This is a genomic window from Phyllobacterium zundukense (assembly GCF_002764115.1).
Classification (GTDB): domain Bacteria; phylum Pseudomonadota; class Alphaproteobacteria; order Rhizobiales; family Rhizobiaceae; genus Phyllobacterium; species Phyllobacterium zundukense.
Genome location: NZ_CP017943.1, coordinates 334397 through 359359, shown reverse-complemented (window position 1 = coordinate 359359; position 24963 = coordinate 334397). Strand labels below are relative to the sequence as shown.

The 24963-nt window shown below is 56.6% G+C and carries 21 protein-coding genes; 8 read left to right on the top strand and 13 right to left on the bottom strand.

Annotated features, from left to right (window positions below):
* Positions 1-24 precede the first annotated feature (24 nt).
* From BLM14_RS27365 to BLM14_RS27345, 5 genes are read right to left on the bottom strand one after another with little or no spacing between them, the layout of a single operon-like run.
* Entirely contained in the window at positions 25-1080 is a 1056-nt protein-coding gene (locus BLM14_RS27365; RefSeq protein WP_100003212.1) for an ABC transporter ATP-binding protein, read from the bottom strand.
* Positions 1077-2093, bottom strand: coding sequence for an ABC transporter ATP-binding protein (locus tag BLM14_RS27360; protein WP_100003211.1), 1017 nt, complete (start codon positions 2091-2093; stop codon positions 1077-1079). Before BLM14_RS27360 ends, BLM14_RS27365 begins: the two co-directional genes overlap by 4 nt.
* Complete coding sequence (locus BLM14_RS27355) at positions 2090-2983, bottom strand: ABC transporter permease (RefSeq protein WP_100003210.1); 894 nt, start codon at positions 2981-2983, stop codon at positions 2090-2092. Before BLM14_RS27355 ends, BLM14_RS27360 begins: the two co-directional genes overlap by 4 nt.
* A 1-nt stretch (position 2984) precedes the next feature.
* Positions 2985-3923, bottom strand: a complete 939-nt coding sequence (locus BLM14_RS27350) for an ABC transporter permease (protein ID WP_100003209.1) — start codon at positions 3921-3923, stop codon at positions 2985-2987.
* A 21-nt stretch (positions 3924-3944) separates the two neighbouring features.
* Positions 3945-5534 carry an ABC transporter substrate-binding protein gene (locus tag BLM14_RS27345; protein ID WP_100003208.1) on the bottom strand — a complete coding sequence of 530 codons (1590 nt, stop codon included), beginning with the start codon at positions 5532-5534 and terminating at the stop codon, positions 3945-3947.
* A 274-nt stretch (positions 5535-5808) separates the two neighbouring features.
* On the opposite strand from BLM14_RS27345, the gene BLM14_RS27340 reads away from it, so the two are divergent.
* Together BLM14_RS27340 and BLM14_RS27335 are read left to right on the top strand one after the other, a co-directional pair.
* Positions 5809-7833 (top strand): CocE/NonD family hydrolase, encoded by a 2025-nt coding sequence (locus BLM14_RS27340; protein WP_100003207.1) that lies wholly within the window; start codon positions 5809-5811, stop codon positions 7831-7833.
* Between the two features lie 122 nt (positions 7834-7955).
* On the top strand, positions 7956-9059 hold the full coding sequence (locus tag BLM14_RS27335; protein ID WP_162293263.1) for a mandelate racemase/muconate lactonizing enzyme family protein: 1104 nt from the start codon (positions 7956-7958) through the stop codon (positions 9057-9059).
* Here the strand turns inward: BLM14_RS27335 and BLM14_RS32840 are convergent.
* Positions 8980-9405, bottom strand: a complete 426-nt coding sequence (locus BLM14_RS32840) for a LysR family transcriptional regulator (protein WP_418314276.1) — start codon at positions 9403-9405, stop codon at positions 8980-8982. The two genes, BLM14_RS27335 and BLM14_RS32840, sit on opposite strands and share 80 nt — an antisense overlap.
* A 385-nt stretch (positions 9406-9790) precedes the next feature.
* Between BLM14_RS32840 and BLM14_RS31360 the strand changes: the two genes are divergently transcribed.
* The 4 genes from BLM14_RS31360 to BLM14_RS27310 all read left to right on the top strand — a co-directional run bounded on the left by BLM14_RS31360 (position 9791) and on the right by BLM14_RS27310 (position 14207).
* On the top strand, positions 9791-10084 hold the full coding sequence (locus BLM14_RS31360; RefSeq protein ID WP_157929623.1) for a helix-turn-helix transcriptional regulator: 294 nt from the start codon (positions 9791-9793) through the stop codon (positions 10082-10084).
* Positions 10085-10442: 358 nt separating this feature from the next.
* The gene (locus tag BLM14_RS27320; protein WP_100003205.1) at positions 10443-11354 is read left to right on the top strand and encodes a dihydrodipicolinate synthase family protein; all 912 of its coding nucleotides are present in this window, start codon (positions 10443-10445) and stop codon (positions 11352-11354) included.
* Positions 11347-12864: an aldehyde dehydrogenase gene (locus tag BLM14_RS27315; RefSeq protein ID WP_100003204.1), complete on the top strand. Its 1518-nt coding sequence runs from the start codon at positions 11347-11349 to the stop codon at positions 12862-12864. Before BLM14_RS27320 ends, BLM14_RS27315 begins: the two co-directional genes overlap by 8 nt.
* Complete coding sequence (locus BLM14_RS27310; protein ID WP_100003203.1) at positions 12861-14207, top strand: NAD(P)/FAD-dependent oxidoreductase; 1347 nt, start codon at positions 12861-12863, stop codon at positions 14205-14207. The genes BLM14_RS27315 and BLM14_RS27310 overlap by 4 nt, the downstream gene beginning before the upstream one ends.
* Before the next feature lie 633 nt (positions 14208-14840).
* Here the strand turns inward: BLM14_RS27310 and BLM14_RS27305 are convergent.
* From BLM14_RS27305 to BLM14_RS27295, 3 genes are all read right to left on the bottom strand, one after another.
* Positions 14841-16475, bottom strand: a complete 1635-nt coding sequence (locus BLM14_RS27305) for a flavin-containing monooxygenase (protein ID WP_100003202.1) — start codon at positions 16473-16475, stop codon at positions 14841-14843.
* Positions 16476-16985: 510 nt separating this feature from the next.
* On the bottom strand, positions 16986-17753 hold the full coding sequence (locus BLM14_RS27300) for an SDR family NAD(P)-dependent oxidoreductase (protein ID WP_100003201.1): 768 nt from the start codon (positions 17751-17753) through the stop codon (positions 16986-16988).
* 136 nt (positions 17754-17889) lie between these two features.
* The gene (locus BLM14_RS27295) at positions 17890-18663 is read right to left on the bottom strand and encodes an SDR family NAD(P)-dependent oxidoreductase (RefSeq protein ID WP_100003200.1); all 774 of its coding nucleotides are present in this window, start codon (positions 18661-18663) and stop codon (positions 17890-17892) included.
* Between the two features lie 430 nt (positions 18664-19093).
* Here BLM14_RS27295 and proX point away from each other — a divergent pair, with 430 nt between their 5' ends.
* Positions 19094-20065, top strand: a complete 972-nt coding sequence (gene proX, locus BLM14_RS27290; protein ID WP_100003199.1) for a glycine betaine/L-proline ABC transporter substrate-binding protein ProX — start codon at positions 19094-19096, stop codon at positions 20063-20065.
* A gap of 122 nt (positions 20066-20187) precedes the next feature.
* Positions 20188-20937 carry an SDR family NAD(P)-dependent oxidoreductase gene (locus tag BLM14_RS27285; protein ID WP_100003198.1) on the top strand — a complete coding sequence of 250 codons (750 nt, stop codon included), beginning with the start codon at positions 20188-20190 and terminating at the stop codon, positions 20935-20937.
* A gap of 343 nt (positions 20938-21280) precedes the next feature.
* On the opposite strand, the gene BLM14_RS27280 is transcribed toward BLM14_RS27285, so the two are convergent.
* The 4 genes from BLM14_RS27280 to BLM14_RS27265 form a co-directional block, all read right to left on the bottom strand.
* The gene (locus tag BLM14_RS27280; RefSeq protein WP_100003197.1) at positions 21281-22015 is read right to left on the bottom strand and encodes an SDR family NAD(P)-dependent oxidoreductase; all 735 of its coding nucleotides are present in this window, start codon (positions 22013-22015) and stop codon (positions 21281-21283) included.
* On the bottom strand, positions 22002-22460 hold the full coding sequence (locus BLM14_RS27275) for an SDR family NAD(P)-dependent oxidoreductase (RefSeq protein ID WP_100003196.1): 459 nt from the start codon (positions 22458-22460) through the stop codon (positions 22002-22004). Before BLM14_RS27275 ends, BLM14_RS27280 begins: the two co-directional genes overlap by 14 nt.
* Before the next feature lie 254 nt (positions 22461-22714).
* On the bottom strand, positions 22715-23740 hold the full coding sequence (locus BLM14_RS27270; RefSeq protein WP_100003195.1) for a quaternary amine ABC transporter ATP-binding protein: 1026 nt from the start codon (positions 23738-23740) through the stop codon (positions 22715-22717).
* A gap of 10 nt (positions 23741-23750) precedes the next feature.
* Positions 23751-24713, bottom strand: a complete 963-nt coding sequence (locus tag BLM14_RS27265) for an ABC transporter permease (RefSeq protein WP_100003194.1) — start codon at positions 24711-24713, stop codon at positions 23751-23753.
* Between the last annotated feature and the right edge of the window lie 250 nt (positions 24714-24963).

The following is a 24963-nucleotide window of genomic DNA, read 5'->3' as shown; positions in this document are numbered from 1 at the left end:
AGCGATGACATCTATAGGGGCACACTATTGGCTACCGTTGATTGACGTTGGTGCCACGACAGAAAGTGCCAGCTGCTTCAGTTGCGACGCCCCCTTCCTTCCCAACGGGAAATGACATTTGACGCTGTGCTCCGCGTTCTCTTGGCATGCTGAAGGCTCGGGGAGCACGCGACTGCAGATGTCCTGCGCGTAGCGGCAGCGCGTGTGGAACTCACAGCCTAACGGACGTCTCAACAAGCTCGGCATCTCACCCTTGAGTTCGATCCTGTTGAGCACTGCATCGGGGTCAGGCTCCGGATTGGCCGCAAGCAGCGCCTCCGTATAAGGGTGACGCGGCTGATCGAAGATACCGTCGGTAGCGCCAACTTCAATGAAGCGGCCGAGGTACATGATCGCCATGCGGTCGGTCATGTGGCGCACAACATTGAGATTGTGGGAGATAATAAGGATGGCGATGCCGAATTCACCCTGAAGCCGCGCAAGAAGGTTGAGTACCTCGCCTTGTACCGAGACGTCGAGACCGGCCGTCGGCTCGTCGGCGATGATTAAGTCAGGATTGAGCGCCAGGGCGCGCGCTATACCAACGCGTCTCGCTTGACCGCCGGAAAGTTGATGGGGATAGCGGCGAGCGAAGTCAGCGGGCAAGCCGACCATGCGCAGCAGGCGCGTTGCTTCAGCTGCGGCGTCGCGATCCTTCAGTCCATGGATGCGAAAAGGCTCGGTCAGGAGTGATTGCACCTTCAGCCTGGGTGAAAGTGAACCGACAGGGTCCTGAAACATCATCGCCATGCGCCGCAAATAGGGCCTGCGTTCGGCTGAACTCAGTCCCGTGAGTTCCTGTCCATCGAAGTTGATGCTGCCGCTTACAGCCCGCTGCAGGCCGATGATCGTACGCGCGATGGTGGATTTGCCTGAGCCGCTCTCGCCGACAAGGGCCAGTGTCTCACCCTTGTGGATTTCAAAGGACACACCGCATACTGCATCGAGAAAGGGCGCTTCCGTTCCGGTGGCGAGCGCGGTTAGCGGACCCATAGTCCGGAAGCGGACGCCGAGGTCCTGAACGCGGAGAAGAGCACTCATGCCGACACCTGTCGTTCTTCATCGAGCAGATGGCATCGCGCGACCTGTCCTGTGCCGATGCTGTACTCCACCGGATTCTCGTGCACACACCGGTCAAATGAGTGAGGGCAGCGCGAGCTGAAGATGCACCCCCTGTGAGAACCGAGGAGACTGGGCACCTCGCCAGGGATTGTCGGCAAGGTCCGCGTTCTTTGTTTGAGCCGCCCAGGATCGCACTCGAGCAGCGCCCGCGTGTACGGATGAGCGGGATTGTGAAAGATCTCCCGTACAGGCCCCTGCTCGACCACCTCGCCCGCGTACATGACGACGACCCGGTCGCACAACTCAGCCACAGCTCCGAGATGATGGGAGACGAACAGAATCGAGCAACCCATCTCCTTTTGCAGATCTTTGAGTAGATGGATGATTTGCACCTCCAACGTTGCATCGAGCGCAGTGGTTGGCTCGTCGGCTATGAGGAGCGCAGGTTTCACAAGTAACGCCATAGCGATGCAGATGCGCTGGCGCATGCCACCTGAGAAGTGATGTGGATAACCGCCGATGCGGCTTTGCGGGTCGGGAATTCCGACCCGGTGAAGCATTTTGATGGCATTTGCGCGCTTTTCGCTCCGACTTTTTTGTTCGTGGTGCTGGACATCGATCATCTGACTTTCGATGGTCCGCACCGGATTGAGTGCGGTCATCGGGTCCTGGAATATCATCGAAATGCGATCGCCGAGGAGATTCCGGCGCATCTGAGCAGTCATATTAAACAACTCTCGTCCTTCAAACAAAATGCTGCCGGCCGTCACATCTGCATTTTCTGAAAGCAGGCCCATCACCGTATAGGCGAGCGTTGACTTACCCGATCCGCTTTCGCCGACAACACCGACCACTTGTGCGTCTGGGACTTCGAGAGAAACGTTACGCAAAGCATGGATACGACCGCGCGGAGTACCAAAATCGAGGTTTAGGTCACGGATCACAAGAAGCGGACGGGCAGACGTGTGAGGTACCGAATCGTCGCGTCTCATAGATCTTTCCTCAGCTTGGGATCGAAAATGTCGCGCAACGCCTCGCCGAGAAAAGTGAAGCCTAACGTTGCGAGAACGATTGGAATACCGCCAGCGATGACCATCCATGGCGTCTGATTGATGTAGTTATAGCCATCGTTGAGGATCGCTCCCCAATCGGGCGTCGGCGGACGCACACCCAAGCCGAGAAAGCTAAGACCGGCCTCTACGGCAATAACGGCCGGCACGTCCATGCTCACCAGAATGAGGAGCGGGCCGATAACATTGGGCAGCACGTGCACGGTGAGGATGCGGGTCGTCCCCGCCCCCATGCTGCGCTCCGCGGCGATGTACTCGCTCTGGCGAAGTGCCTCTGTCTGGGTACGCACAACACGCGCGTAAATAGGCATAGACGTTATTGCGATGACAAAAATGACGCTCCCCAGACTGGGCCCAAGTAACCCAATTACGGCCAGTGCAAAGATGATGCCGGGAAAGGAGCGGATTGTATCGAAGACCACCAGAAGCAAATTGTCGAGCCAGCGTGGCCCGAACCCTGCGATGAGACCAAGCACGAGGCCGACTGCCAGTGAACTGCCAAGGGAGACGAACGCGACAAGAAGCGGGACGCGGCCGCCCATGAGGACGCGCGAGAATGTGTCGCGCCCCATGTGATCCGTGCCCAGCAGAAACTCCAGCGAAGGATCTGCCAGACGCGGCCCGACCATGATCCGAATTGGATCATGGGTAATAATGAACGGACCAAGGATTGCACTCGCAAACACAAGAACGACCAGCGCGATCCCAAGTACGCCAAGACAGTTCTTGCGCAATTGTCGAAGCAATGTGAGAGAGGCGCCGGGGCTTGGCACTTCGTTCCCTTCGTCACGGATAAGTTCAACGCTCGACATGCTAAAGGTTCTCGCGAGTTCGAGGATCGAGGGCTGCAGCGACCAAATCCGAGATTGTTGTTCCGACAACGGTAAGAACGGTAGTGACGAGGACAACCCCCATTACTATCGGATAGTTGCGCGTAGTGACTGCATTCACGATCAAAGCGCCGATTCCAGGTCTTGCAAGAATCACCTCGATGAAAACGGCAGATGAGAGAAGCCACGCTATGCCTACGCCAAGAATGGTCACAGTCGGCAGGATCGCCAGCGGCAGCGCGTAACGCATAACGATGCGCCATTCCGGAATCCCAAAGGAGCGAGCCATACGAATATGGTTTTCACTAAGAATCTCGAGCATGGATGCCCGAATCAGTCGAGAGATATAGCCAATCCAGCCAACTCCAACGGCAAATGCCGGTAGAATAAGGTGAACCACTCTACCATAAAAACCCTCCCCGGCCCCGATCGCCGGCAGCCAGCGAAGCGCGACAGCAAATATCAGCAGGGCGTAGACTGCTATCACAAATGAAGGAATGGCGATTGTGGCGACCGATAAGACACCAATGACTTGGTCTGTCATTGAATTGCGTCTCATGGCTGAATAACAGCCCAGTGGCACCGCAACTGCGACTGCCCACAAGATTGAGCTCAGGATAAGCTCAAGCGTATAGGGCAATTGCTCGAAGACAATGTCGGCCACGGGCCTCTGGCTGAACACGTCGAAACCGAGATTGCCGCGGACGAGCCCGCCGAAGAAGGTAGCGATCTGCACGATCAACGGCTTGTCCAACCCCATCTGCTGATGGAGTTGCGCCTTCATTTCCGGCGTCGCGCGTGGGCCGAGTAGCGCCGTGGCGGGGTCACCCGGCACGGCATGGATCATCAGGAACACAAGCGTCACCGCGATCACTACAATTGTGATCGCGGTGACAACTCTTTTACAAAGGTAAAGCCACATGCTTTCGGACCTAACCCTTAGTCACGCCGAAACTGGCTTGAAATTGATATAGAGGGGGGTGCCGTCCGGGCGGGTTGTAGCTTCGATTTGTGTGGTGCGGTACACTATAGGCGTCGCCCCATTGGTCAGGAACCGATAGGCGCCGGAGTCTTCCATGAGATCCTGCATCTCGTAGTACAGCTTCGCCCGCGCGTCCGGGTCGTCGATCGTAACCGCCTTAGCGCCCAGCTCGTCAAAACGCTCGCTGCGGAAGCGTTCCCAGTTCCAGATACCCACTTGATCTTTGACGAACCAGCACAACGCGTAGTACGGGTCCGGCAGGCTCGAGAAACCATTTAGGATAAGCTGCATATCCTTCCAGCGGTCGCCGTCCGGCTCATTGGCGAGCGTCCAGAATGTGCCTGGATCTCGAGCATTTACGTTGACCGAAATGCCGATTTGAGACAACTGTGCTTGCACCGTCTGGGCTATAGTTAAACTTTGGCTATCGTTTATGCAATCGATGCTCAAGGTCAAATCGCTCACGCCGGCCTTTTCAAGAAATTCCTTTGCCTTTGCGAGATCGCCTTCCGGCGGAACGAGCGCCTTCGCGCGGTGCCCGACAAGGCCGGGAGCAACAGTCCCTGTCGCCACCTGGGCTTGGCTCGCATAGGCAGCATCCAGGATCTGCGGAACATTGATCGCCCATTGGACCGCCTTGCGGACGTTGAGGTCCTTGAGCTTCGGGTGATCCATATTCATGCCTATCCAGGTGTAACCGAGCGAGGGTCTGTTCTCGACCCTTGTGCCGGCGGTCGGGTTGCCCTCGAAGCTCGCAAGCGAATCCGGACTGATATACGTGAAATCGACATCGCCTGCCTGATAAGCACGTTCCGCGGCCTTGAGGTCGCTAACTGGCAGGATACGAATTTCGTCGAAGCCCGGCTTCGGACCCGACCACTCCGGATTGCGTGTCAAGAGTGTATATTGATTCGGCTTCCAGTCTGCGAGCACATAGGGTCCGGAGAACGCCAGCGGCTTCATGCCGAAATCACCCCCGTCCTTGGTTGCCTTCATTACTGCTTTCTCGGAAACGATTTGGCCTGCGCCATAGGAGAGCGAAACGAGCCAAAGTGGAACATATGGTGTCTTTAGGACGATCACCCCAGTATGGTCGTCCTCAAGCTCGACATGGTCGAAGGGACCCCAGTCGGGCTTGGTTGACCCGTTAAGCTTGATCACGCGTTCGAATGAGAATTTGACGTCCTTGGCGGTCATTTCGCCGTAACCGCCGGTGAATTTGATGCCTTTCTTCAGGCGGAAGCGGATATGCGTCGGATCGATCTGTTCGATATTTTCTGCCGCCTCCAGCTCCCAGCCCCATTCGGAGCCCGGCTTGTAGCGCGTGAGCTTCGAATAAATGCAGTTCATCACGTCCACTTCTGCGGATTTCGTTAGGAAGGAGGGATCTAGTTTGCCGAGGTCACCATTGGAGCGCACCCTTAGCACCTTGCCTTCGGCTGCCCAGATAGCTTGCGACAACGGCATGCCGCCAGCGACTATACCCCCACTTAGCGCGGCGCCAGCCTTGAGCAAGGTGCGACGGCTTACGCTTTCTTTGATATCAAACATGTCTCATCCCCCTTTGTTTAGCGATTTCCGATCCGGAACAGGTCGCTTTAGATTTCGGGCGAGTATAGGAGCCGTTTCTCCGCCTGAAAGCGAAATAAACTCAACCGGCGAGCGATTTTTTTTCCATCGATTCCGCCATTGAGTTTCGAACGAAGTTGCCTCAAGCATTGTGATCTTGGGACCCTTTAAGTGGGTAACTTGCCGATATCCCAACGAAAGTCCCGCTGGAGGCGGGCAGACTAAATTCAAAACTTGCAAGCCTGGATGGTGAACAATGAAAATTGCTCTGGGGCCGAGACCCGTTATGCTCTTGGAGAACGTATGGATTCCGCTTGCCGACGGAACCCGTCTCGCGGCTAAAATCTGGTTGCCTGAGGACGCAGCTTCCGATCCGGTTCCGGCGATTATCGACTACATTCCCTACCGCAAACGCGATGGCAGCCCTGTGAGAGACGAGAGCATATTCCGCTATTTCGCATCGCATGGATACGCAAGCATCCGTCTAGACATTCGGGGCACTGGCGATTCTGAGGGACTTTTCGAGGATGAATACGTCAAGCAAGAGCAGGACGATGCGGTCGAGGCCATCGAATGGATCAGGCAACAGGCTTGGTGCAGCGGCAATGTGGGGATGATCGGTATCTCGTGGGGCGGGTTCAGCGCCTTGCAAGTCGCCGCCCGCCGACCCACTGGCCTGAAGGCGATTGTCACACTCTGCTCGACCGACGATCGCTACTCCGATGACGGGCATTACATGGGCGGATGCGTCCTCAATGACACACTATCTTGGGGCACAACGTGCTTTGTATTGATGACCCAGTCACCCGACCCCGAGATTGTCGGCGAGGAACGCTGGCACTCGATGTGGATGCAGCGGCTGGAAAATGCGCGGCCCACTATGATCGATTGGATCACTCATCAGCGCCGAGACGACTTCTGGAAGCAGGGTTCAGTTTGCGAGGATTACGACGCAGTTGATTGCGCAGTTTTCGCGGTCGGCGGGTGGGCAGATGGCTTCTCCAGCGTCCCATTCCGGCTTCTCGCGAACCTGAACGCACCACGTAAAGGGCTGATTGGACCGTGGGGTCATAAATATCCTCATGTGGGTGCCCCGGGTCCCGCTATCGGATTCCTGCAGGAATGCCTGCGCTGGTGGGATCACTGGTTGAAGGGTAAGGATACCGGCATTATGCAGGAACCGATGCTGCGCAGCTGGATGCTCGACTCGGTGGAGCCTGCTGCCCACTACGATGAGCGGCCTGGGCACTGGGTCGCGGACCCGAGCTGGCCGTCTCCTTACGTGTCGCCACGGATTTACCACATGGGCCTCGGCAGACTATCTCAGCAGCCGCTGCCTGAAGCCACCCTTGAAATCAATTCACCCGCGTCGGTTGGGATCGCGGCTGGCGAGTGGTGCCCCTATGGACTTGGTGGGCTTGGTCCGGAGCATCCGCTGGATCAGCGCTGGGACGATGGGGGCTCGTTGATTTTTGACAGTGAGCCCTTGACGGAGGCTGCACCAATCCTGGGTGCGCCTATCATTGAATTAGAGATCACTTGCGACAAGCCTACCGCGATTCTCGCAGCACGTCTTTCCGATCTAAGTCCATCAGGTGAAGCCACACGTGTCACCTACGGGCTGCTCAACCTGTCGCACCGCGATGGACACGAAGATCTGCAGCCTATGAAAGCTGGAAAATCTTACCGCATCCGCCTTGCAATGAACGACGTCGGGTATACCTTTCCGCCAGGTCACCGGATTCGGCTGTCTATTTCAACGAACTATTGGCCCATCGCACTTCCCGCGCCGGAGCGCGCCACATTGACGATACAGGCGGAAGCTAGCCAGATGCATCTGCCGATCCGAATGCCTCAACCCAGTGACGACGAACTACCAGCCTTCGACGCGCCTGAGGCTTCTGCGCCAATGGCGACTACGGTGCTGAAGCCCTCAAGTCTCGAGCGGTTCATTCGGATCGACCTGGTGCCGAGTCGGGTCAGCCTTACGGTTAAGACCGACGGTGGCTTAGTGCGTCTCGATCCTATCGGCACGGTCGTTGGGCACGAGAAGCATATGATCTATTCGGTCGCCGAAAATGATCCCTCGACAGCCCGCACGGAGATCTATGAACGGTTCGATTTAGGTCGCGGAGCTTGGCAGACAGCGGTGCAGGGGCGAACGGTCTTGACCGCGACCAAGTCGGATTTCCACCTACAGGTTGATTTCGACGCTTTCGAAAGCGGCGAGCGTATCTTCAGCAAGTCATGGGCGGAGAAAATTCCCCGCGACCTCGTCTGATATGGCAAGCGAGTCTAACGTACCGATCGAAGAAAGGTCACCCGTGAGGTGATTTTATTTCAGCTTTCATCGTCCCCTCGACGCGCCATAGTTTCGGCCCATCTGCAATGATGGAGACTTCGATGAAGCTGACCGGGATAAATGTGTATAATGTCGATCTGCCCGTTGCGGGCGGGTATAAGATGGCGTCCGCAACGGTGACGTTCCTGCAGAGCACCGTGGTCGAACTCATCACAGACCAGGGCATCACCGGGTACGGAGAGACGTGTCCCGTTGGCCCGGTGTATCAACCTCAACACACGTTAGGCGCTCGCGCGGCACTGCAGGAAATCTGCCCCAGCCTGATCGGCCTCGATCCACGCAACATCGGGCAGTTGAACCGCACCATGGGTGCCGCGTTGAACGGCAGCAGATACGCCAAGGCCGCCGTTGATGTCGCGGCGTGGGACATTTGCGGAAAAAGCTACGATCGGCGGGTATGCGATTTACTCGGCGGGGCCACCGGAGACACGATTCCGACCTACTATTCGATTACGACGGCTTCACCTGATGAAATGGCGACAGAAGCCCGCGAGCGCCAGCTGCAGGGCTATGCCCGCATTCAACTCAAAATCGGCGGCCGCGATGTCGAGGCAGATATCGAGACGCTGCACAAGGTTAACGAGGCTGTGAAACCAGGCATTCGGATCGCGGCGGATGCGAATCGCAGCCTCACGAGCAGGGACGCAATGTTCCTGTCCCATCGGTGCCGGGACATCTCTATGGTCATGGAGCAGCCGTGCAATACGATGGAGGAGATCGCTGCGATCCGACACCAGTTGTGCCATCCGGTCTACATGGACGAACTCGCCGAAGACGTGAACAGCGTGATGCGGGCTGTTTGCGGCGGATTGGTCGATGGCTTCGGCATCAAGCTGACGAGGGTCGGAGGCATCTCGGCATTGAGGACGGTCCGCGACATCTGCGATGCGCGAAGCCTTCCGCATACATGCGATGACGCGTGGGGTGGCGACATCATCGCCGCGGCTTGCGTGCATGTCGGCGCTACGGTGGCTCCCTCCCGATTCGAAGGCTCTTGGATTGCCGCCCCGTACACTGAAGGGCATTACGATGAGGAGAACCCGGTTCGCATTGAAGGAGGCCGCATCAAGGTCCCGACAGGGCCAGGCCTTGGGGTAACACCGGACACGCGGAAACTCGGCTCACCAATCCTGTCGTTTGGCTGAGCCCTCGCGCAGCCAATCGCGGAGCACACTCGCCGCGACCGAAAGCTCGCGTTTTATTGTTCCATCTGGTCTTCGCTAGTGAGGGCCACGCCCTGCCGTGGCGAAGGAACAGCGGCACGCCCACTTCGTTTTCGATCGCATTGATTTGACGGCTGACATCGCCCGGCGTCACGTTCAATTCACTGGCCGCCAGCTTCAAACTTAGGTGGCGCGCAGACGCGCCGAACACAGGGAGTGCTGTGAGTGACGGAAGGTCGTAAAATCTTCGAACCACGTTCCTCACCTCCCAAAGCGATGTTGACTCGCACGCTAGCCTAATAGTTACTGCCGCGTGAGACTTTTGCATTTGGTTATTCCAAACGCTCGGTCATTAGTCGAGCCATGCGCGACGTCGAGTTTTCCGCACATCCAGAGAAATTGTAGGGAGAACAGGCGCTACGAACGTGCAACCCAACGCGGCAAGAACGGGCAGAGGAGACCCTTAGCACCACCCCGAAATTCCAGATGCTTCCTACGTTGAAGCGAAGGCTTCCGAACCTCGAGTCACGGCGCGTAGATAGAGCGGATTCACAATGCGTCGATGGACATTCTCGAGGAAGTCGGCGTCGTCTTTCGCGATCCAATCCGCTTGAGGATTGGAAGCGCGCCGGGCGGTTTTCAAGGCGAGCGCTCCATCTCGACGGAGCGCTCGTCATTGAGCTGACCGAGACGATCCCGCCGGAAATCAAATATTGCGCCTTTGCGCAGGGGAAACCGCGGCTATCGATTTCGGCGTGGCGCTCCTCAAGCGTTTCCTCGGCACCCTCTCCGCACAAATATTACGTCAAATTGCGTCTCAACCGCGGGCGGCAGCTGGTGGAAGCATCAACAAACTTATCATCGACGCCGCGATTGCCTACGGTTTGTCGGCATCCCATTTCTCGAAATGCTACCGCCTCCAGTATGGGCACAGCCCGCAACAAACAAGGCTCGAACGCTGGCACGGTGTCAGCGGCAAAAAAATGCAGACCCGAGCGGTGCGCTGAGCCGGGAACAGCTAGGAACTTGCATGCGCTGGCTTTTCGACAAATAGGGCCCCACGAGCTTGCGCACCGCACAGCCTGATTGAAGGCTCCGCTTTTTCTTCGCAATAACGCGACGCAACCAGTGCATTAAAGTCATCTGGCAGTCAATTTTTTTGCGGCGTTACGTTCGAGAAACATGTGCTACGCAAAAGAGGGGACACAGAGCCCTGCTCTGGCGGCAACGCTCGTCCCGCCGCGGCTGCAAAACTTAGACCGCGGGACCGACGACATTTGGCCGTCCCTGAAATCGTGAAACCAGCGCGGCGAATACATTGGTCACCATAACAGAGGTAACTGCAGCGATGATGGAGAAGACACCTTGAATTTCGAGGGCATTTACACGCCGGCAATCACGCCGCTTAGCCCGGACGGGCAGATAGACAAGAAGGCGTTCGCAGCAGTGCTCGAATCGCTCATCGAAGCCAAGATCCATGGCATCATCGTCGGCGGATCGACCGGCGAATACTACGCCCAGACCGCCCAGGAGCGCTTCGATCTCGGTTCCTACGCGAGAGAAGTTATCGGCACACGTATGCCTCTCATCCTCGGAACGGGCGCTACCCGGACTGAGGATTCCGTCGCATATGCGACGGCGGCCAAGGAGATCGGCGCTGACGCAATCCTCGTCTCTTCGCCTCCCTATGCGCTCCCCACCGAGCGGGAGAACGCCGTCCACGCGCTGACGATCGACCGCGCCGCGAACCTGCCGATCATGCTCTACAACTATCCCGCCCGCATGGGCGTGATGATGGGCGACGAGTACTTCTCGCGCGTCGGCAAGTCCAGGAATGTCGTGGCCATCAAGGAGAGCTCCGGCGACACGGGCAACCTGCACCTGCTCGCCCGGAAGTTCCCTCATATCTCGCTCTCCTGCGGCTGGGATGACCAGGCGCTCGAATTCTTCGCCTGGGGCGCGAAGAGCTGGGTCTGCGCCGGCTCCAACTTCCTGCCGCGCGAGCATGTCGCCCTCTACGAAGCGTGCGTGCTCGAGAAGAACTTCGACAACGGCCGCGCGATCATGACCGCGATGCTGCCGCTGATGGATTTCCTCGAATGTGGGAAATTTGTCCAAAGCATCAAGCACGGCTGCGAGATCATCGGCCTCAAGGCGGGCGGCGTCCGCGCGCCGCTCCGCCCGCTGAACTCCGAAGAAAAGAGAACACTCGAAACCGTCGTCGCGACTATCAAGCGCACGGTCGCCCAGATCACCTCGGGAGCCAATCATGCATGAACCTTTGACCGCCGCCGAATACCGGGCCATCGCGGCGAACCTTCAACTTCCCAGCAACGCGTTCGTCGACGGCTCCTTTCGGCCCGCCAACTCGGGCAAAACGTTCGAGACAACCAATCCCGCAACTGGCGAGACATTGGCCGAGATCGCAGCCTGTGATGCCAGCGACGTGGACTTTGCGGTCGCCAAGGCGAAGGATGCTTTCAACGATGGCCGTTGGCGTCAGCTGACGCCCGGAGAGCGCAAGGCAACCTTGATCAAGTTCGCAAAGCTGCTCGAAGAGAACCGCCATGAACTTGCTGTCATGGAAAGCCTCGATAGCGGCAAACCCATCCGCGAGTGCCAGACGGTCGACGTGCCAGACACGATCCACACGATCCGCTGGCACGCCGAGCTGATCGACAAGCTTTACGACAACACGAATTCCGTTGGTCCCAACGCTTTGGCAATGGTCGTCCGCGAACCCATCGGCGTGGTCGCATGCGTGCTGCCGTGGAACTTCCCCCTCCTGATGCTCGCATGGAAAATAGCGCCGGCGCTCGCCGCTGGATGCTCGGTTATCGTGAAGCCCGCGCAGGAAACAACCCTCACCACGCTTCGTGTCGCCGAACTGGCACTTGAAGCCGGCATTCCGGCAGGTGCTTTCAACGTCGTCACCGGCAGCGGCAAGGATGTCGGCGAGCCGCTCGGCCTTCACATGGATGTAGACATGGTGGCGTTTACGGGGTCGACGCCGACGGGACGCCGCTTCCTCCGCTATTCGGCGGATTCCAACCTAAAGAAGGTCGTTCTCGAATGCGGTGGCAAGAACCCGGCCGTCGTCCTTGAGGATGCCGAGGACCTTGATCTTGTCGCCGAACAGGTGGTCAACGGCGCGTTCTGGAATATGGGCGAAAACTGCTCAGCCACATCGCGGCTAATCGTCCAGTCCGGCATCAAGGACGAACTGCTTCAGCGCATCGGGGCCTACATGCGAGAGTGGAAGACTGGCGACCCACTCGATCCGGAAAACCGCGTTGGCGCGCTGGTCAACAAGAACCACTACGAGAAGGTGAAGTCGTTCCTCGATGACGTTAAGACCGAGAAGCTCTCGATCGCCTACGGCGGCGAGACGTACAAGGGCATCTTCATCGAGCCGACAGTCGTCGATGGCGTCACACCTTCGAGCCGCTTGTTCAAGGAGGAGATTTTCGGGCCGATCCTGTCGGTCACGACATTCGAGACCCTGGCTGAGGCCGTCGCCCTTGCAAACGACACCAACTACGGCCTGACGGCGGCGGTTTACACCGGAAGCCTGCGGAACGCGATCCGGGTCTCCCGAGACATCCGCGCGGGCCTGGTCACCGTCAACTGCTTCGGCGAAGGCGACGCGAGCACGCCCTTCGGCGGCTACAAGGAGTCCGGCTTCGGCGGCCGCGACAAGTCGATCTTCGCGCATGACAACTACTGCGAACTGAAGACGATCTGGATCGACATCTCCGATCGCTCCGTCGACGAGACCGTCCGATGATCGAGAGGACCGTCAAGCGACTTCCGGCGGAGAACGGAAGGTCAGGTTGGGAGGCGATCAGCAAACGCGCCTTCCCGGTCCGCAGCCTCGAAGGGAACGTAAATGCCGATTGGCTGATTGTCGGCGCTGGCTTCGCCGGGCTGTCGGCCGCGCGCCGTCTCACCCAAGTCCGGCCCGGCGACCAGGTCGTCGTACTGGACGCGCGCGAGGTAGCGGTCAGCACTGCGGGGCGAAATTCGGGTTTCATGATCGACGTTCCACATAACCTGTCGTCGGGTGAATATGCCAGCGCGGGTGCGGACACAGCCAGGGCCGAAATGGCGCAGAACCGCTTCGCTATCGGCTTCGCGGCTGAGATCGCGGACGAGTTCGGCATGTCATTGGAGACATTCAACCGCTCCGGCAAGATCAATGCCGCGGCGACCGAGCGAGGTCTGAAGCTCAACGAAAGCTTCGGAAAGTCGCTCAAAGCTAACAATGAGCCCCACAGGTATCTCGACGCTGCCGAAATGCGGGAGCTCGCCGGAACATCGTATTACATTGGCGGCCTATTCACACCCGGCGCGGTTACAATCCAGCCTGCTGATTATATTCGCGGCCTTGCAGGCGGCTTGTCTTCAAGAGTCGACATTTTTGAGAATTCTCCCGTCACGTCTCTCAGGCGCGAGAACGGCAACTGGACTGCAATCACGCCTCGCGGCACCGTAACCGCCCCAAAGGTCATTCTGGGCGTGAACGGACATATCGAGGATTTCGGTCACTACGAGCGTCGGCTGATGCACATCTTCGCCTACGCCTCGATGACGGCTCCCTTCCCGGCCGACGGCCTCGGACGCCGCGCGTCCGGCCAGGACCGCTGGGCGTTGCTGCCCGCTGACTCCATGGGCGCGACAGTCAGAAAGTTCACGACTGACGGGCAGGCACGGATCGCGATCCGGACCAAATATACCTACGAGACCACCATCACTGCTTCGCCGTCCCGGATGGAGAAAATGGCGAGAGCTCACCTGCGCTCTTTTGAAGCTCGTTTTCCCGGTCTCAGTGGTGTGCCGTTTGAGAATACCTGGTCCGGCCGCCTGTGCCTCAGTCTAAACCACGTACCCGCCTTCGGAGAGATCGACGAAGGCCTCTATTCGGCATGTTGTGAAAACGGACTTGGTACCGTCAAGAGCACGCTCGCGGGCATCATGGTCGTCAATCTAGCAACGGGGGTGAATTCGCCTCAGTTGGCAGAGTTCATGGACAATCCTCTTCCGTCAAAGTTGCCGCCTGAGCCGTTGGCCTGGATCGGCATAAATTCCGTTATCCGATATCAGGAGTTGCGGGCAGGGCGCGAAGGGTGATCCAAGTTCGTTTGCAGACTACTTGTCGGATACTTTGGAACGGGAGTTGAATTTCTATTTGGAAGGGCGCGCGGCATAATGAGACAGCGGCCTTGACCTGGATTCAGGACGGTCGACGAGAGTATTCGCTGACACGCACGAGCCATCTGGGCGAGGAGTACCGATGATGACACCGGTGGACGTCTGGTTTATCCCCTTCCACAATTGGCATGTCGCGTTGTGCAAACAGAACAGCGTGGCTTATGTTGCGTGGATCAGCCCAACAGCATGCATACGTATCCACGCCGAGCTTCTAGCACAGTACCGTCAATAATACTTAGTTCGGCGGATCAGATCGTCACGGACAACCTTGTGGGTCACGGCGCTAGTGCGCGGAAAAGCATGGCGGATTCTGTCTCGGCGCTTTTCGACTGGTCTGACGTAACAAGGCGAGCGAACAGCGCAACGCATCCCCTTCCCTACGTGCGCCGCAGAACTGAGCGCAGCGCCCCCAATAACGATCGAGTTAGGGACTGGACCAGTGTCGCAATTAGAGCCCAGGAGTGCTAACTCCGCGGCCCATGTCAGGTACTGCGTACATCTGTCTAGCGCGGACAATCAGGCCGCGCTACCACCTGCGTCAATGATCGCTTGCTAAGCGATCTCAAAGCCTCGATAACCCTCCGCCGCTACTTGATCACAAAGTTCCTGGTATTTAGGCAGTCCGCCAACGTAGGCCAAAAAGACATGAGGCTTTCCGGGCTTGTTATCGCCGAGGTACCAGGATTTGGCCTTGACCATAAGTGTTTTAGCGGCTTCGGCTGCTACTGTTGCGACCCATTCGTTTTCAGCAAGCTCTTTTGGTTCTATAGAATTCGCCTTAACCGAAACCATGTGCGAAATACACTTAGAAATCCAATCGACGTGGTCCTCGATTGCGACGATCATATTCGTCAAAACCGACGGACTCCCGGGACCGGTTACAATAAATAAGTTCGGGAAACCTGCGGTCATGAGACCTAGATAAGTCTTTGGACCATCCTGCCACTTATCGCGCAGGCGCCGGCCATTCCGACCAAATATCTGCACTTTATCAATCGCGCCAGTCATCGCGTCAAAGCCTGTTGCAAGTACAAGGCTATCGACTGCAAATGAGTGCCCCCCGGCAGTTCGCAAGCCTTCCTCGATGGCACATTCTATTGGGTCCGTCCGCAGATCCACAAGCGTTACGTTTTCGCGGTTGAAGGTATCGTAATATTGAGTATCCGCGCAAATGCGTTTGGAACCGATTGGATGGTCTGTTGGAGTAAGGCGCGCCGCGACCGCCGCATCCTTCACGATCTCCTTTATCTTCGTGCGTACGAAAGCCGCCGCTGTTTCGTTTGCATCAGGATTCAAAAGAAGATCAGGATACGCTGCCATAAAATTCGTGCCGCCCGCGTTCCAGCGTCGTTCGTATTCCTTGCTTCTCGTTTCCTCGTCCACTTCCAGCGCGGAAGACTGGCCGCGCTGAGCCAAAATTCCGCTGACTGCCAAGCGCGCAGCTTTTCTGCGGTCTGAATAATCGCGCTTCCATTCTGCCTCATATTCAGGCGAGATCGGACAATTACGAGCAGGAATACTGAAGTTGGGAGACCTCTGAAACACGAAGAGGTGTTTTGCCTGCTTTGCAATTTCGGGCGTCGCCTGAATACCTGACGACCCAGTACCCACTAAACCGACGGTTTGCCCTGTGAAATCAACTCCTTTCTGTGGCCAGTTTCCAGTGTGATAAACGTTGCCCCGATAATTCTCTAGCCCGTTTATCTTCGGTGCCAACGGAACGGAAAGACATCCTGTCGCCATGACTAAGAATTTGGATGAGAAACGACCGCCCTTGTCCGTGACGATCTGCCAGCGAGAATCGGCCTCGTGGAATTCCGCAGCGACAACCCTGGTTTCAAAGCGAATATCGCGGACCAGATCAAACTTTTGCGCCACATGGTTGGCGTAAGCCAAGATCTCACTCTGCGGGGCAAAACGCTCCCGCCATTTCCACTCCTGCTGGAGGTCATCTGAGAAGGAATACGAGTACTGCATGCTCTCAACATCGCAGCGGGCGCCAGGATACCGGTTCCAATACCAGGTTCCGCCCACCCCCCCTCCCGCTTCCAGTACAAGGACCGACAATCCAAGGGAGCGCACGCGATGGAGCATATACATACCAGCAAAACCCGCCCCGACAATAATGACATCAATTGACTCGGGGACGGTACGCTCTCTGTCTGCATGTATGCCAGCATCCGTCATGTGATAACCTCCTGTGATGTGCAGCCTTTTTACAGAGCGCCAGCGAAGGACTCAACGGTTGTCTAACGGTAAAAAAGTCATCAGTCTCATTAGTTTTTTGCGAGTTCCTTGATGCTGTAAGACTGACAACGATGGCATCGCCGGAATTTGAGAATCTTGAACATGGAAGTCACTATCGTACCGGGGGGTGTTGATGCCCTCCGCGGATTCCGCACGGGTGGGGCTGAGATCAGTGAAAACGTACGACGCTGCAAGCGTGGACTCGCACGCCACGAGTATTTCAAACCGTTTGCACCCATGAAACGGAAAATGCGCCGAAAAATATGCCTCGTTCATACGTGGCACTGAGGTGCGATCCCCTTACGCTGGCCGAACAAGACGCGTGCGATGTCGGCTCTGGTGATGATATCACCGAGTACTCCTTGCCGAGAAAACGCGAAAGACCGGACGGCAACAACCCGGCCCTTGGGTAAAGGAAGCCGGTTTGATCAACAATTGGTTACGCCCGGCCTAGGCCGGCAGTGAGTTCATTAGAAAACTGTCCGCCATCATGCCGCCGTCTACGATGAGGTCAGATCCGGTTACGCCGCTGGCGTCCTCGGACAAAAGGTAGGAGCAGGCTTTAGCAATCTCCAATGGCTGCATCGCGCGCCCCATGGGCACACGCCGGAAATCTTCCTGAAGGTGCTTCAGGATGGCAGGGTTGGATGAGCTGTGCGCTACCATCGGCGTTAAGACAAGCCCCGGACTGACTGAGTTGACCCTCACTCCCTGTCTCCCGAGTTCTACGGCAAACGACCTCGTCAAACCCAGTATGGCCGCCTTCGATGTGTTGTAGCTTGCGAAATCTGGGTCCGCTGCATGGGCATCGACGGATGCGATGTTTACAATCGAACCTCCGCCCGTCTTGACCATTGCCTTGGCAGTTTCCCGGCTAACAAGGAACGTCCCAGTCAAATTAACGCCAATCACCTCGTTCCAACTTTTCAGCGAGGTCTCGAGAATGCTAGATTTGTGGCTGATGCCAGCACAATTGGCGAGCATATCGATCTTGCCGAGCCGTTCAACAACCATGCTCACAGCCCTTTCGATGTCGCTTTCGGAGGCCACATCGACACTGATGGACTCGTCGACGATGTCGCCGTCCGGCGCTGCTTTATCGAAGACCACAACTCTCGCGCCCTCGGTGCGCAGAAGCTCCGTGAGGCATTTACCGATACCCGAAGCGCCGCCTGTGACGATGGCGGTTTTATTCAGAAAGCGTAGCGATTTTTCCAAAGATTTACTCCTTTAGCAAAGAGCCCGGCCGTAGCCGCTCGCGATAGGTTGGGCATTGACGTAACATTATTCCGGTGGTGAATATGATGCATGACAGCTGGCTACGCTGTAGAATTTAGTGGGGATGTATCTTCCATTACCAGGAGGTATAGCCACCATCGACCGCCAGAATAGTACCTGTGCAATAGCTTGCCGCGGGACTGGCAAGAAATAGCACCGCGGAGGCGACTTCGTGGGGCTCGGCGAGCCGGCCTAGCGGAGTCTGCTCGACCCATCGATTATGCCAGGAGGAGTTTTCGATCTTTAAGGGCAGTGTCATTTCTGTGGCGACGTAGCCTGGCGCAACGGCATTCACCCGAACATTGTGCTTTGCATAGGCGCAGGCCAGTGACTTCGTCATCATGTGGATGGCGCCCTTACTGGTGATATAGGCGGTGTTATTCTGGGGCTGGGTGACCACTGTGCCGCACATGGATCCGATGTTAACGATGTTGCCGGAGCGGCGAGCGACCATGTGGCGGCCGAAGGCGCGCGAGCACCAGAATGCCGCATCCGAATTCACCCGCATCGTTGCCAACCAATCTTCGTCGGAGGTGTCAAGGGCCTCGGCTGTCCGGGCGATGCCGGCATTGTTGATGAGAATATCGATCGGTTGGTCGGCATTTAGGTGATCGGCGAGTGTTGTTACCGTATCCGGCTTCGTCACGTCTATAACGCGGTAGCTCGCCCGCACGCCTTGCGCTTCGAGACCGGCTGCAGCAGCAGCCGCACCATTCTCGTCCAATTCAGCGATGATCACTGCCGCGCCGGCCTGGCCGAGAGCGCGGGCGATTTCGAGTCCGATACCGCGGCCGCCGCCGGTTACAAGGGCGCGCTTGCCGGTAAGTCCGAAGTTTGCCATGTAGTCCATGATGGCATTGCTCCCAGTTTCGCTCTTATTGCGCTCTCCATGACGTTTTCGGCCGCGGTCTAGTCCTGTTGTGGCGATAGCGACAAAAGACTGCCCTGCCGATTTGTGCGCTATACCCCGACAAAAATGACAAGGGCTAAGAGCCAGGTGGAGGTTTTCTATAGAGCGCCAGCCAAGGACTCAACGGGATACCCGTGGCAAAAAAGTAACCAGTCTCATTAGTTTTTTGCGGGCTCCAGGGCGCTGCCGGACATTGCCATCGATGGTAACGCCGTGCATCGTTCCATGCGGACGCAGACATCGTTTAGTCAATGCGACCCATAGGCGCTCACGTAAAGCAACAGCGGCCTGCTCATAAAAGTAAAGCCACGGCACTTCGAACTTCACAAGCACGTGCCGCCAGGCCAAACGAGGGAAACTGGAGGTTATAATGAAATTGACTAGATACGCGATAATCATGATCGCCGCATTGTCGACTTCGGCGGCTTCGGCAGCGGACAAGGTGATTCCGCTTTGGGACGGAATCACCGAAAATCTCACACAAACACTAATTGTAATGCAGGGCCTAAAGGATATGGGTTATGACGTGGCCGAGCCGGTGCAAACCCAAATTCAATTAGGTTATGTCGCGATCGCGACTGGGGATGCGACGTTCTTCGCCGCTTCCGCTGCACCTCTTCACGATAAATATATTGAAGAGAACGGGGGGGCGGCTCGCCTGACCCGTCTTGGGCACATTTCAGCTGACAATTTGCAGGGCTACCTGATAGATAAAAAGACCGCCGATGCGTATGGCATTAAGTACCTGGAAGACCTGAAAGATCCAGAGAAGGCGAAGTTGTTCGACATCAACGGAAATGGCAAGGCGGATCTTTACGGCTGTGAGCCAGGTTGGGGTTGTGAACGTGTAATTGAGCATCATCTCGACGCATACGGCCTGCGTGACACTGTAGAGCACAATCAAGGAGGCTATTTTGCCATTATCCCTGATGCGATCGAGAGGATCAAGGAAGGTAAGCCTACCCTCTACTACACTTGGACACCGCTTTGGGTGTCGAGTATTCTCCGCCCTGGACACGAAGTGACGTTTTTGAACGTTAAAGAGACCCAATTACCTGACGGCCTGAAGAGTGACACAACCGTGCCTGGATTAGGAAACTTAGGCTTTTCAAAGATTCAACAAAGTATTGTAGCCGCGACGAGTTTCATCAACGATAACCCCCGTGCAAAGAAGCTTTTCGAACTCATACAAATTCCGATTGAGGACTCGAATTCGCAAAACCTTCGAATTTACAAAGGCGAATCGTCTCCTTCGCAGGTTCAAGAGCTCGCCAAAGAGTGGATCGACAAGAACAAGAGCACTTGGGACAAGTGGATAGCTGACGCGAAAGCGGCAAAATAGAATATATAACTGGGCGGCGTGAGCATTAACATTTCGTACGTCTTACCGGTCCGAAACGTTTAAATTGGTTGGCCGCCAAACAACGGCTTGGCCCTTGTAGCTAGTTCCTGAGGAGGAGTTTCATGAGTTTCATCAATTTTTCTGACCAGGTTATTCTTCTGACTGGAGCTGCAGGAGGGATCGGGAGCGCGATTGCAAGTGTGTGTTATGGGCTTGGCGCGCGCATGCTGCTGGCTGATTTTGACTTCAAGCGAGCCGGAGAACTAGCTGACTCGCTCGACCCTACTGGAAGTCGGGCTAAGGCGATTGCGTATGACGCAAGCAATTCGTCTGACGCAGAAGCCGCGGTGTCAGCGTGCCTTACTCATTTTGGTCGACTTGATCACGTCGTGCCAGGCGCAGCGGTATTCGAGGAACATTCTTTCGCGTCGATGTCAGATGAAGAATGGCGCCGCACAATCTCAATTAACCTGGACGGAGTCTTCTACATCTGCCGCCGTGCTATTCCACACCTGCCTGCTGGTGGAACGATCGTGACCATTGCCTCGAGCGCGGCACATGAAGGTTGTTCGCCTTTACACGTCCACTATGGAGCGTCGAAAGGTGGTGTCCTGGCCTTCACCAAGTCTCTTGCAAGAGAAGTAGCGCCTAGAATTCGCGTCAACACGGTCTCGCCCGGGACTATTGAAACGCCCATGGTCGATGAGCTGTTGCGCCTGCGCGGAGACAAGTTCCTGTCTGTCACGCCAGCGGGAAGATTCGGTACCGCCGAAGAGGTCGCGAAAGTCGTTGCGTTCCTCTGTAGCGACGCGTCGAGTTATATTACTGGCTCAACAATACACGTGAACGGGGGGTCGTATATGGGCGGCTAATTTGGACGTCGGATAGTTTGCGCAAATAAGTAATCTCTGGTGCTCTACTCAAATGGACATGTGCTACGCGCGCTGGTCGTGAGAGACGCACGCAATCCGCCACGTGGAGGGAATACCCTACGACGTGCCTGTTTCGGCGCCTTATAATGAATACGCGGCGTTTTTAGAGGAAGGCGCGTTGATAGCGGTCAACCAAAGAAATGCGATAGAGTGGCTGTCAAATGAAGATGCCTTGCCGACCAATTCCGTTCCCGGAAACGGGCGCGATTAAGTAATCCAGGTCCGAGAGTCCGGACCGAACGTATCGCGCTGGGCGAGGTTGACGTCAGCCTTGCCCAGTAATTCACGGTAGGCTGAGCTTGGCCATTCTTCCCCCATCAATTGTCCAGACTTGTCCGGTCACAAACGATGCCTCTGATGAGGCCAGCCACGCCACAAGGTTTGCCACTTCCTCCGGCTTTCCGGTGCGCCCGACAGGATGGATCTTGCCGATAGTATGACGAAACACGTCGGGGTCCGACATACTTTCGATGAAGTCGACATTAAGTTCGGTGTCGATCCACCCGGGGGCAACGGCGTTGCAACGGACGCCCTCCGCACTGTGGTCGATGGCAACCGCGCGGGTCAGCCCATGAAGGCCAGCCTTAGATGCACAGTAGGCAGCATGCTTGGGGTTAGAGCCCAACCCTTCGATCGAGCCAATATTGACGATGGATCCGCCCACGGAACGCAGATGCGGAAGAGCCGCCCTGATCAGCATGAAGGGCGTGGTCAAATTCACCGTCATGGTACGTTCCCAATCCTCGATACTTGTTTCCTCGACGAGTGCCTCCTGCATCATTCCTGCATTGTTGACCAGAACGTCGAGCCTTCCGGCGCGACTGACCGTGATCTCTACCGCATGGGCCGCCGTCCTGGCATCGGCAAAATCGACTGTGATCCCTTCGAACTCGTGATCCTTACCACGCTGTGCGGTGAACACCCGCGCGCCCTCGTCCCGCAGCCTGCGAGCAACCGCACGACCAATCCCACTACGTCCGCCCGTGACCAGAGCTACTTTTCCATCAAACTGCTTCATTTTTCCTGACTTTCCTCCGTTGACCTCGACGAGCGTAACGCGCGGCGTTCGAGGAGAAGACCACAACGACATCGGCGATATCTTCGGGCTCCGCAATGCGTCCGAGGGGAACCGTCCTGCCCAACTTGGTTACGGCCGTTTCGGGATCGAAGCCACGCTTAACGAAACCGGTACGCAGCATTGGGGTGCCCCGCGTGTTAACGCCGGGATTATTGACGACGATGTCGAGCCCCCCAAGTCCGTGAAAGGCAGCCGTAGGCAGGCTGTTGGCATAGCCAGAGTCCTGCAGGTCGCCTAGCAAATGCGCCGCACCTTCATTTCCGGCGCAATCCCGGTCAGCGACCGCGGCGTCCGCCCCTCCAGATCGGAGCTGCCGTGCAATCCCCTCACCTATCGCTCCCGCGGCACCAGTCACGAGGCCGGCTTTCTCGCGAAAAATATCCATAATTTCCTTTCCGAAATGAGATCTGTGTTCAGTTGAGCACCGATCGCTGGCGGCTGCCCAGCGTCCTGCCATCGACGAACGTTACATCCAAGCATTGGGCGATATCGAAAGGCGTTATGTCGAATCTCCAAGGCAATGGCCTCAACGTGAAAAAAGCTGGCAATAATTGAAGCATCGCCAGCGAAAGTGCTTGTCGGGAAGAGAGGAACCCAACAAGTCGGGAACACCTAAGTGGAGCTTTGTCCAATCAGCAGTTACCCAGTAACCGCATTTAAGAGATCGTGCCTGGAAATCACGCCTACTGGCCGACCACCGTCAACGACCGTGATTACACCGTCGTGCTCTTTGGCAATTTGTAAGAGTTTCGACAATTTATCTGTCGCGAGCACGGTAGGACTAGAATGTGCAAAGGCCTGGACCTCGCCGAGAGGCCGCATCACTTTTCTAGCAGAAACCAATTCCAGTCGGGAAATGCCTTTGACAAAATCGGCGACGTAACTATCGATCGGCTCCGTCACGATTTCTTCGGCGGTTCCAACCTGCACGAACCGACCGTCCTTCATGATCGCGATGCGAGTTCCCAAACGGATCGCCTCATCCAAGTCATGCGTGATGAATACGGTTGTCTTCTTTAGAACTTTCGATAGTTCCAAAAACTGTTCTTGGAGTTGTCTCCGGATCAAGGGATCGAGCGCTGAGAACGGCTCATCCATGAGAAGTATCTCGGGATCTGCAGCCATTGCGCGAGCCAATCCGACCCGCTGTTTCATGCCACCGGAAAGCTCGTCCGGATAACGGTCGCCCCAGCCGTCCAAGCTGACCAGCCGGAGCTTTTCCAACGCTACATCATGGCGACTCCCCTTCGCCATCCCACGCAGTTCCAAGCTTAAGGCGACGTTGTCGACGACAGTCCGGTGAGGGAGCAGCGCCATATTCTGGAAGACCATACCCACGCTTTGAGAGCGCATTTGCCGAAGTTGCGTGCCGTTGAGAGAATTAACATCCTGATTAGCCACGCGGATCGAGCCAGCGGTCGGTTCTACAAGGCGGTTGATATGGCGCACGAGCGTGGACTTCCCGGATCCGGAAAGACCCATGATACAGAATATCTCACCCTTGCCGACCGTAAAGGAGACATCCGCGACCCCGACGACGCAGCCATATTGTTCCAGGATTTCTTTTTTGCTCAAGCCGCGCTCGTTGACGACCTTATGCGCTTCTTTTGACTTATCACCGAAAATCTTCCAAACATTTCGGCATTCAATGACCGCGTCAGTCATAGCAATCTCCTCAATTGTCGATGGCCGGCGTCGGCAACTGTTGCGCCGAATCCGTCTGGGACGTTTTGGTGATTGAATGCACGAGCCCGATGGGACCCCTGTTTAGCCACTCGCCCTTCTTCCGGGGTGTCGCGAGCGCTTGCGTCAGGCGGTCCAGCACGATCGCGAGAGCAACGATCCCCAGGCCGCCGACGGTCGCAATGCCGATATCGAGTCTGCCAATGCCACGTAACACCATCTGACCGAGGCCGCCGACGGCGATCATCGAAGCGATCACGACCATCGAAAGCGACATCATTAGAGTCTGATTGACGCCAGCCATGATCGTCGGCAGGGCCAATGGCAATTGCGCCTTCCAGAGCAGTTGCGACTCCGTAGCACCGAACGCTCGCATCGCTTCGACCACATCTTCGGGAACCTGCTTCATCCCCAAGTATGTCAATCTGACGACGGGTGCGACAGCGAATATGACAGTGACGATGACGCCTGGCACATTACCGATTCCGAACAGCATCACGACAGGAACCAGATAGACGAATGCCGGGATTGTCTGCATGCCGTCTAACAGAGGCCGAAGAATCGCATAGAGGGTTTCCGAGCGGGACGACCAGATACCAAGCGGGATACCGATTACGAGGGAGAATATCAGTGAGGTGAGTACGATGGCCAAGGTGAGCATCGTTTCCGGCCACACGCCGATAAAACCCACGAAGAGCAAAGTCGCGGCAAGTCCGATGGCCAGCCTGATACCGGCTATCTGCCAGGCGATGAGCGCGATGACAAGTATCACCACCAAAGGAGGTACCGCGCCCAGCGCAACCGTAAAAGACTGCAACATCGAATCGATCGGGGCCTTCACGGCCTGGAAGAAGGGGCGATAATTGTCTACGACCCAGCGCAAACCGACCGACATCCAACTGTCGAGCGGAAGCTTTCCGCATGCGAATGGATCGAGAATTGTACATTCTGGCATCTGTTCCCTCTTTTTGTTAGGTCTTCTCAACAGACTTGAATATCACATCGGGAACTTGTTAATCGGTGCAAAAAAATAGCATCCCAGTTGACTTTATTTCGGCTGTCTCGCCATCGAAGCATCTAACATCGGCTCAACGACAATCATGGGAGACTTCGATGAAGCTGACGGACCAGCGTTTACAATGTAGACCTTTGCTGTTGGAAAGTACAAGATGGCAACGACCTCGGATTCGTTGCTTGAGAGAACG

Excerpts from the sequence above, each read along its gene's own strand:
- BLM14_RS27365 (WP_100003212.1), bottom strand. The coding sequence starts at position 1,080 with ATGAGTGCTCTTCTCCGCGTTCAGGACCTCGGCGTCCGCTTCCGGACT.
- BLM14_RS27360 (WP_100003211.1), bottom strand. The coding sequence starts at position 2,093 with ATGAGACGCGACGATTCGGTACCTCACACGTCTGCCCGTCCGCTTCTT.
- BLM14_RS27355 (WP_100003210.1), bottom strand. The coding sequence starts at position 2,983 with ATGTCGAGCGTTGAACTTATCCGTGACGAAGGGAACGAAGTGCCAAGC.
- BLM14_RS27350 (WP_100003209.1), bottom strand. The coding sequence starts at position 3,923 with ATGTGGCTTTACCTTTGTAAAAGAGTTGTCACCGCGATCACAATTGTA.
- BLM14_RS27345 (WP_100003208.1), bottom strand. The coding sequence starts at position 5,534 with ATGTTTGATATCAAAGAAAGCGTAAGCCGTCGCACCTTGCTCAAGGCT.
- BLM14_RS27340 (WP_100003207.1), top strand. The coding sequence starts at position 5,809 with ATGAAAATTGCTCTGGGGCCGAGACCCGTTATGCTCTTGGAGAACGTA.
- BLM14_RS27335 (WP_162293263.1), top strand. The coding sequence starts at position 7,956 with ATGAAGCTGACCGGGATAAATGTGTATAATGTCGATCTGCCCGTTGCG.
- BLM14_RS32840 (WP_418314276.1), bottom strand. The coding sequence starts at position 9,405 with ATGCAAAAGTCTCACGCGGCAGTAACTATTAGGCTAGCGTGCGAGTCA.
- BLM14_RS27315 (WP_100003204.1), top strand. The coding sequence starts at position 11,347 with ATGCATGAACCTTTGACCGCCGCCGAATACCGGGCCATCGCGGCGAAC.
- BLM14_RS27310 (WP_100003203.1), top strand. The coding sequence starts at position 12,861 with ATGATCGAGAGGACCGTCAAGCGACTTCCGGCGGAGAACGGAAGGTCA.
- BLM14_RS27305 (WP_100003202.1), bottom strand. The coding sequence starts at position 16,475 with ATGACGGATGCTGGCATACATGCAGACAGAGAGCGTACCGTCCCCGAG.
- BLM14_RS27295 (WP_100003200.1), bottom strand. The coding sequence starts at position 18,663 with ATGGACTACATGGCAAACTTCGGACTTACCGGCAAGCGCGCCCTTGTA.
- proX (WP_100003199.1), top strand. The coding sequence starts at position 19,094 with ATGAAATTGACTAGATACGCGATAATCATGATCGCCGCATTGTCGACT.
- BLM14_RS27285 (WP_100003198.1), top strand. The coding sequence starts at position 20,188 with ATGAGTTTCATCAATTTTTCTGACCAGGTTATTCTTCTGACTGGAGCT.
- BLM14_RS27280 (WP_100003197.1), bottom strand. The coding sequence starts at position 22,015 with ATGAAGCAGTTTGATGGAAAAGTAGCTCTGGTCACGGGCGGACGTAGT.
- BLM14_RS27275 (WP_100003196.1), bottom strand. The coding sequence starts at position 22,460 with ATGGATATTTTTCGCGAGAAAGCCGGCCTCGTGACTGGTGCCGCGGGA.
- BLM14_RS27270 (WP_100003195.1), bottom strand. The coding sequence starts at position 23,740 with ATGACTGACGCGGTCATTGAATGCCGAAATGTTTGGAAGATTTTCGGT.
- BLM14_RS27265 (WP_100003194.1), bottom strand. The coding sequence starts at position 24,713 with ATGCCAGAATGTACAATTCTCGATCCATTCGCATGCGGAAAGCTTCCG.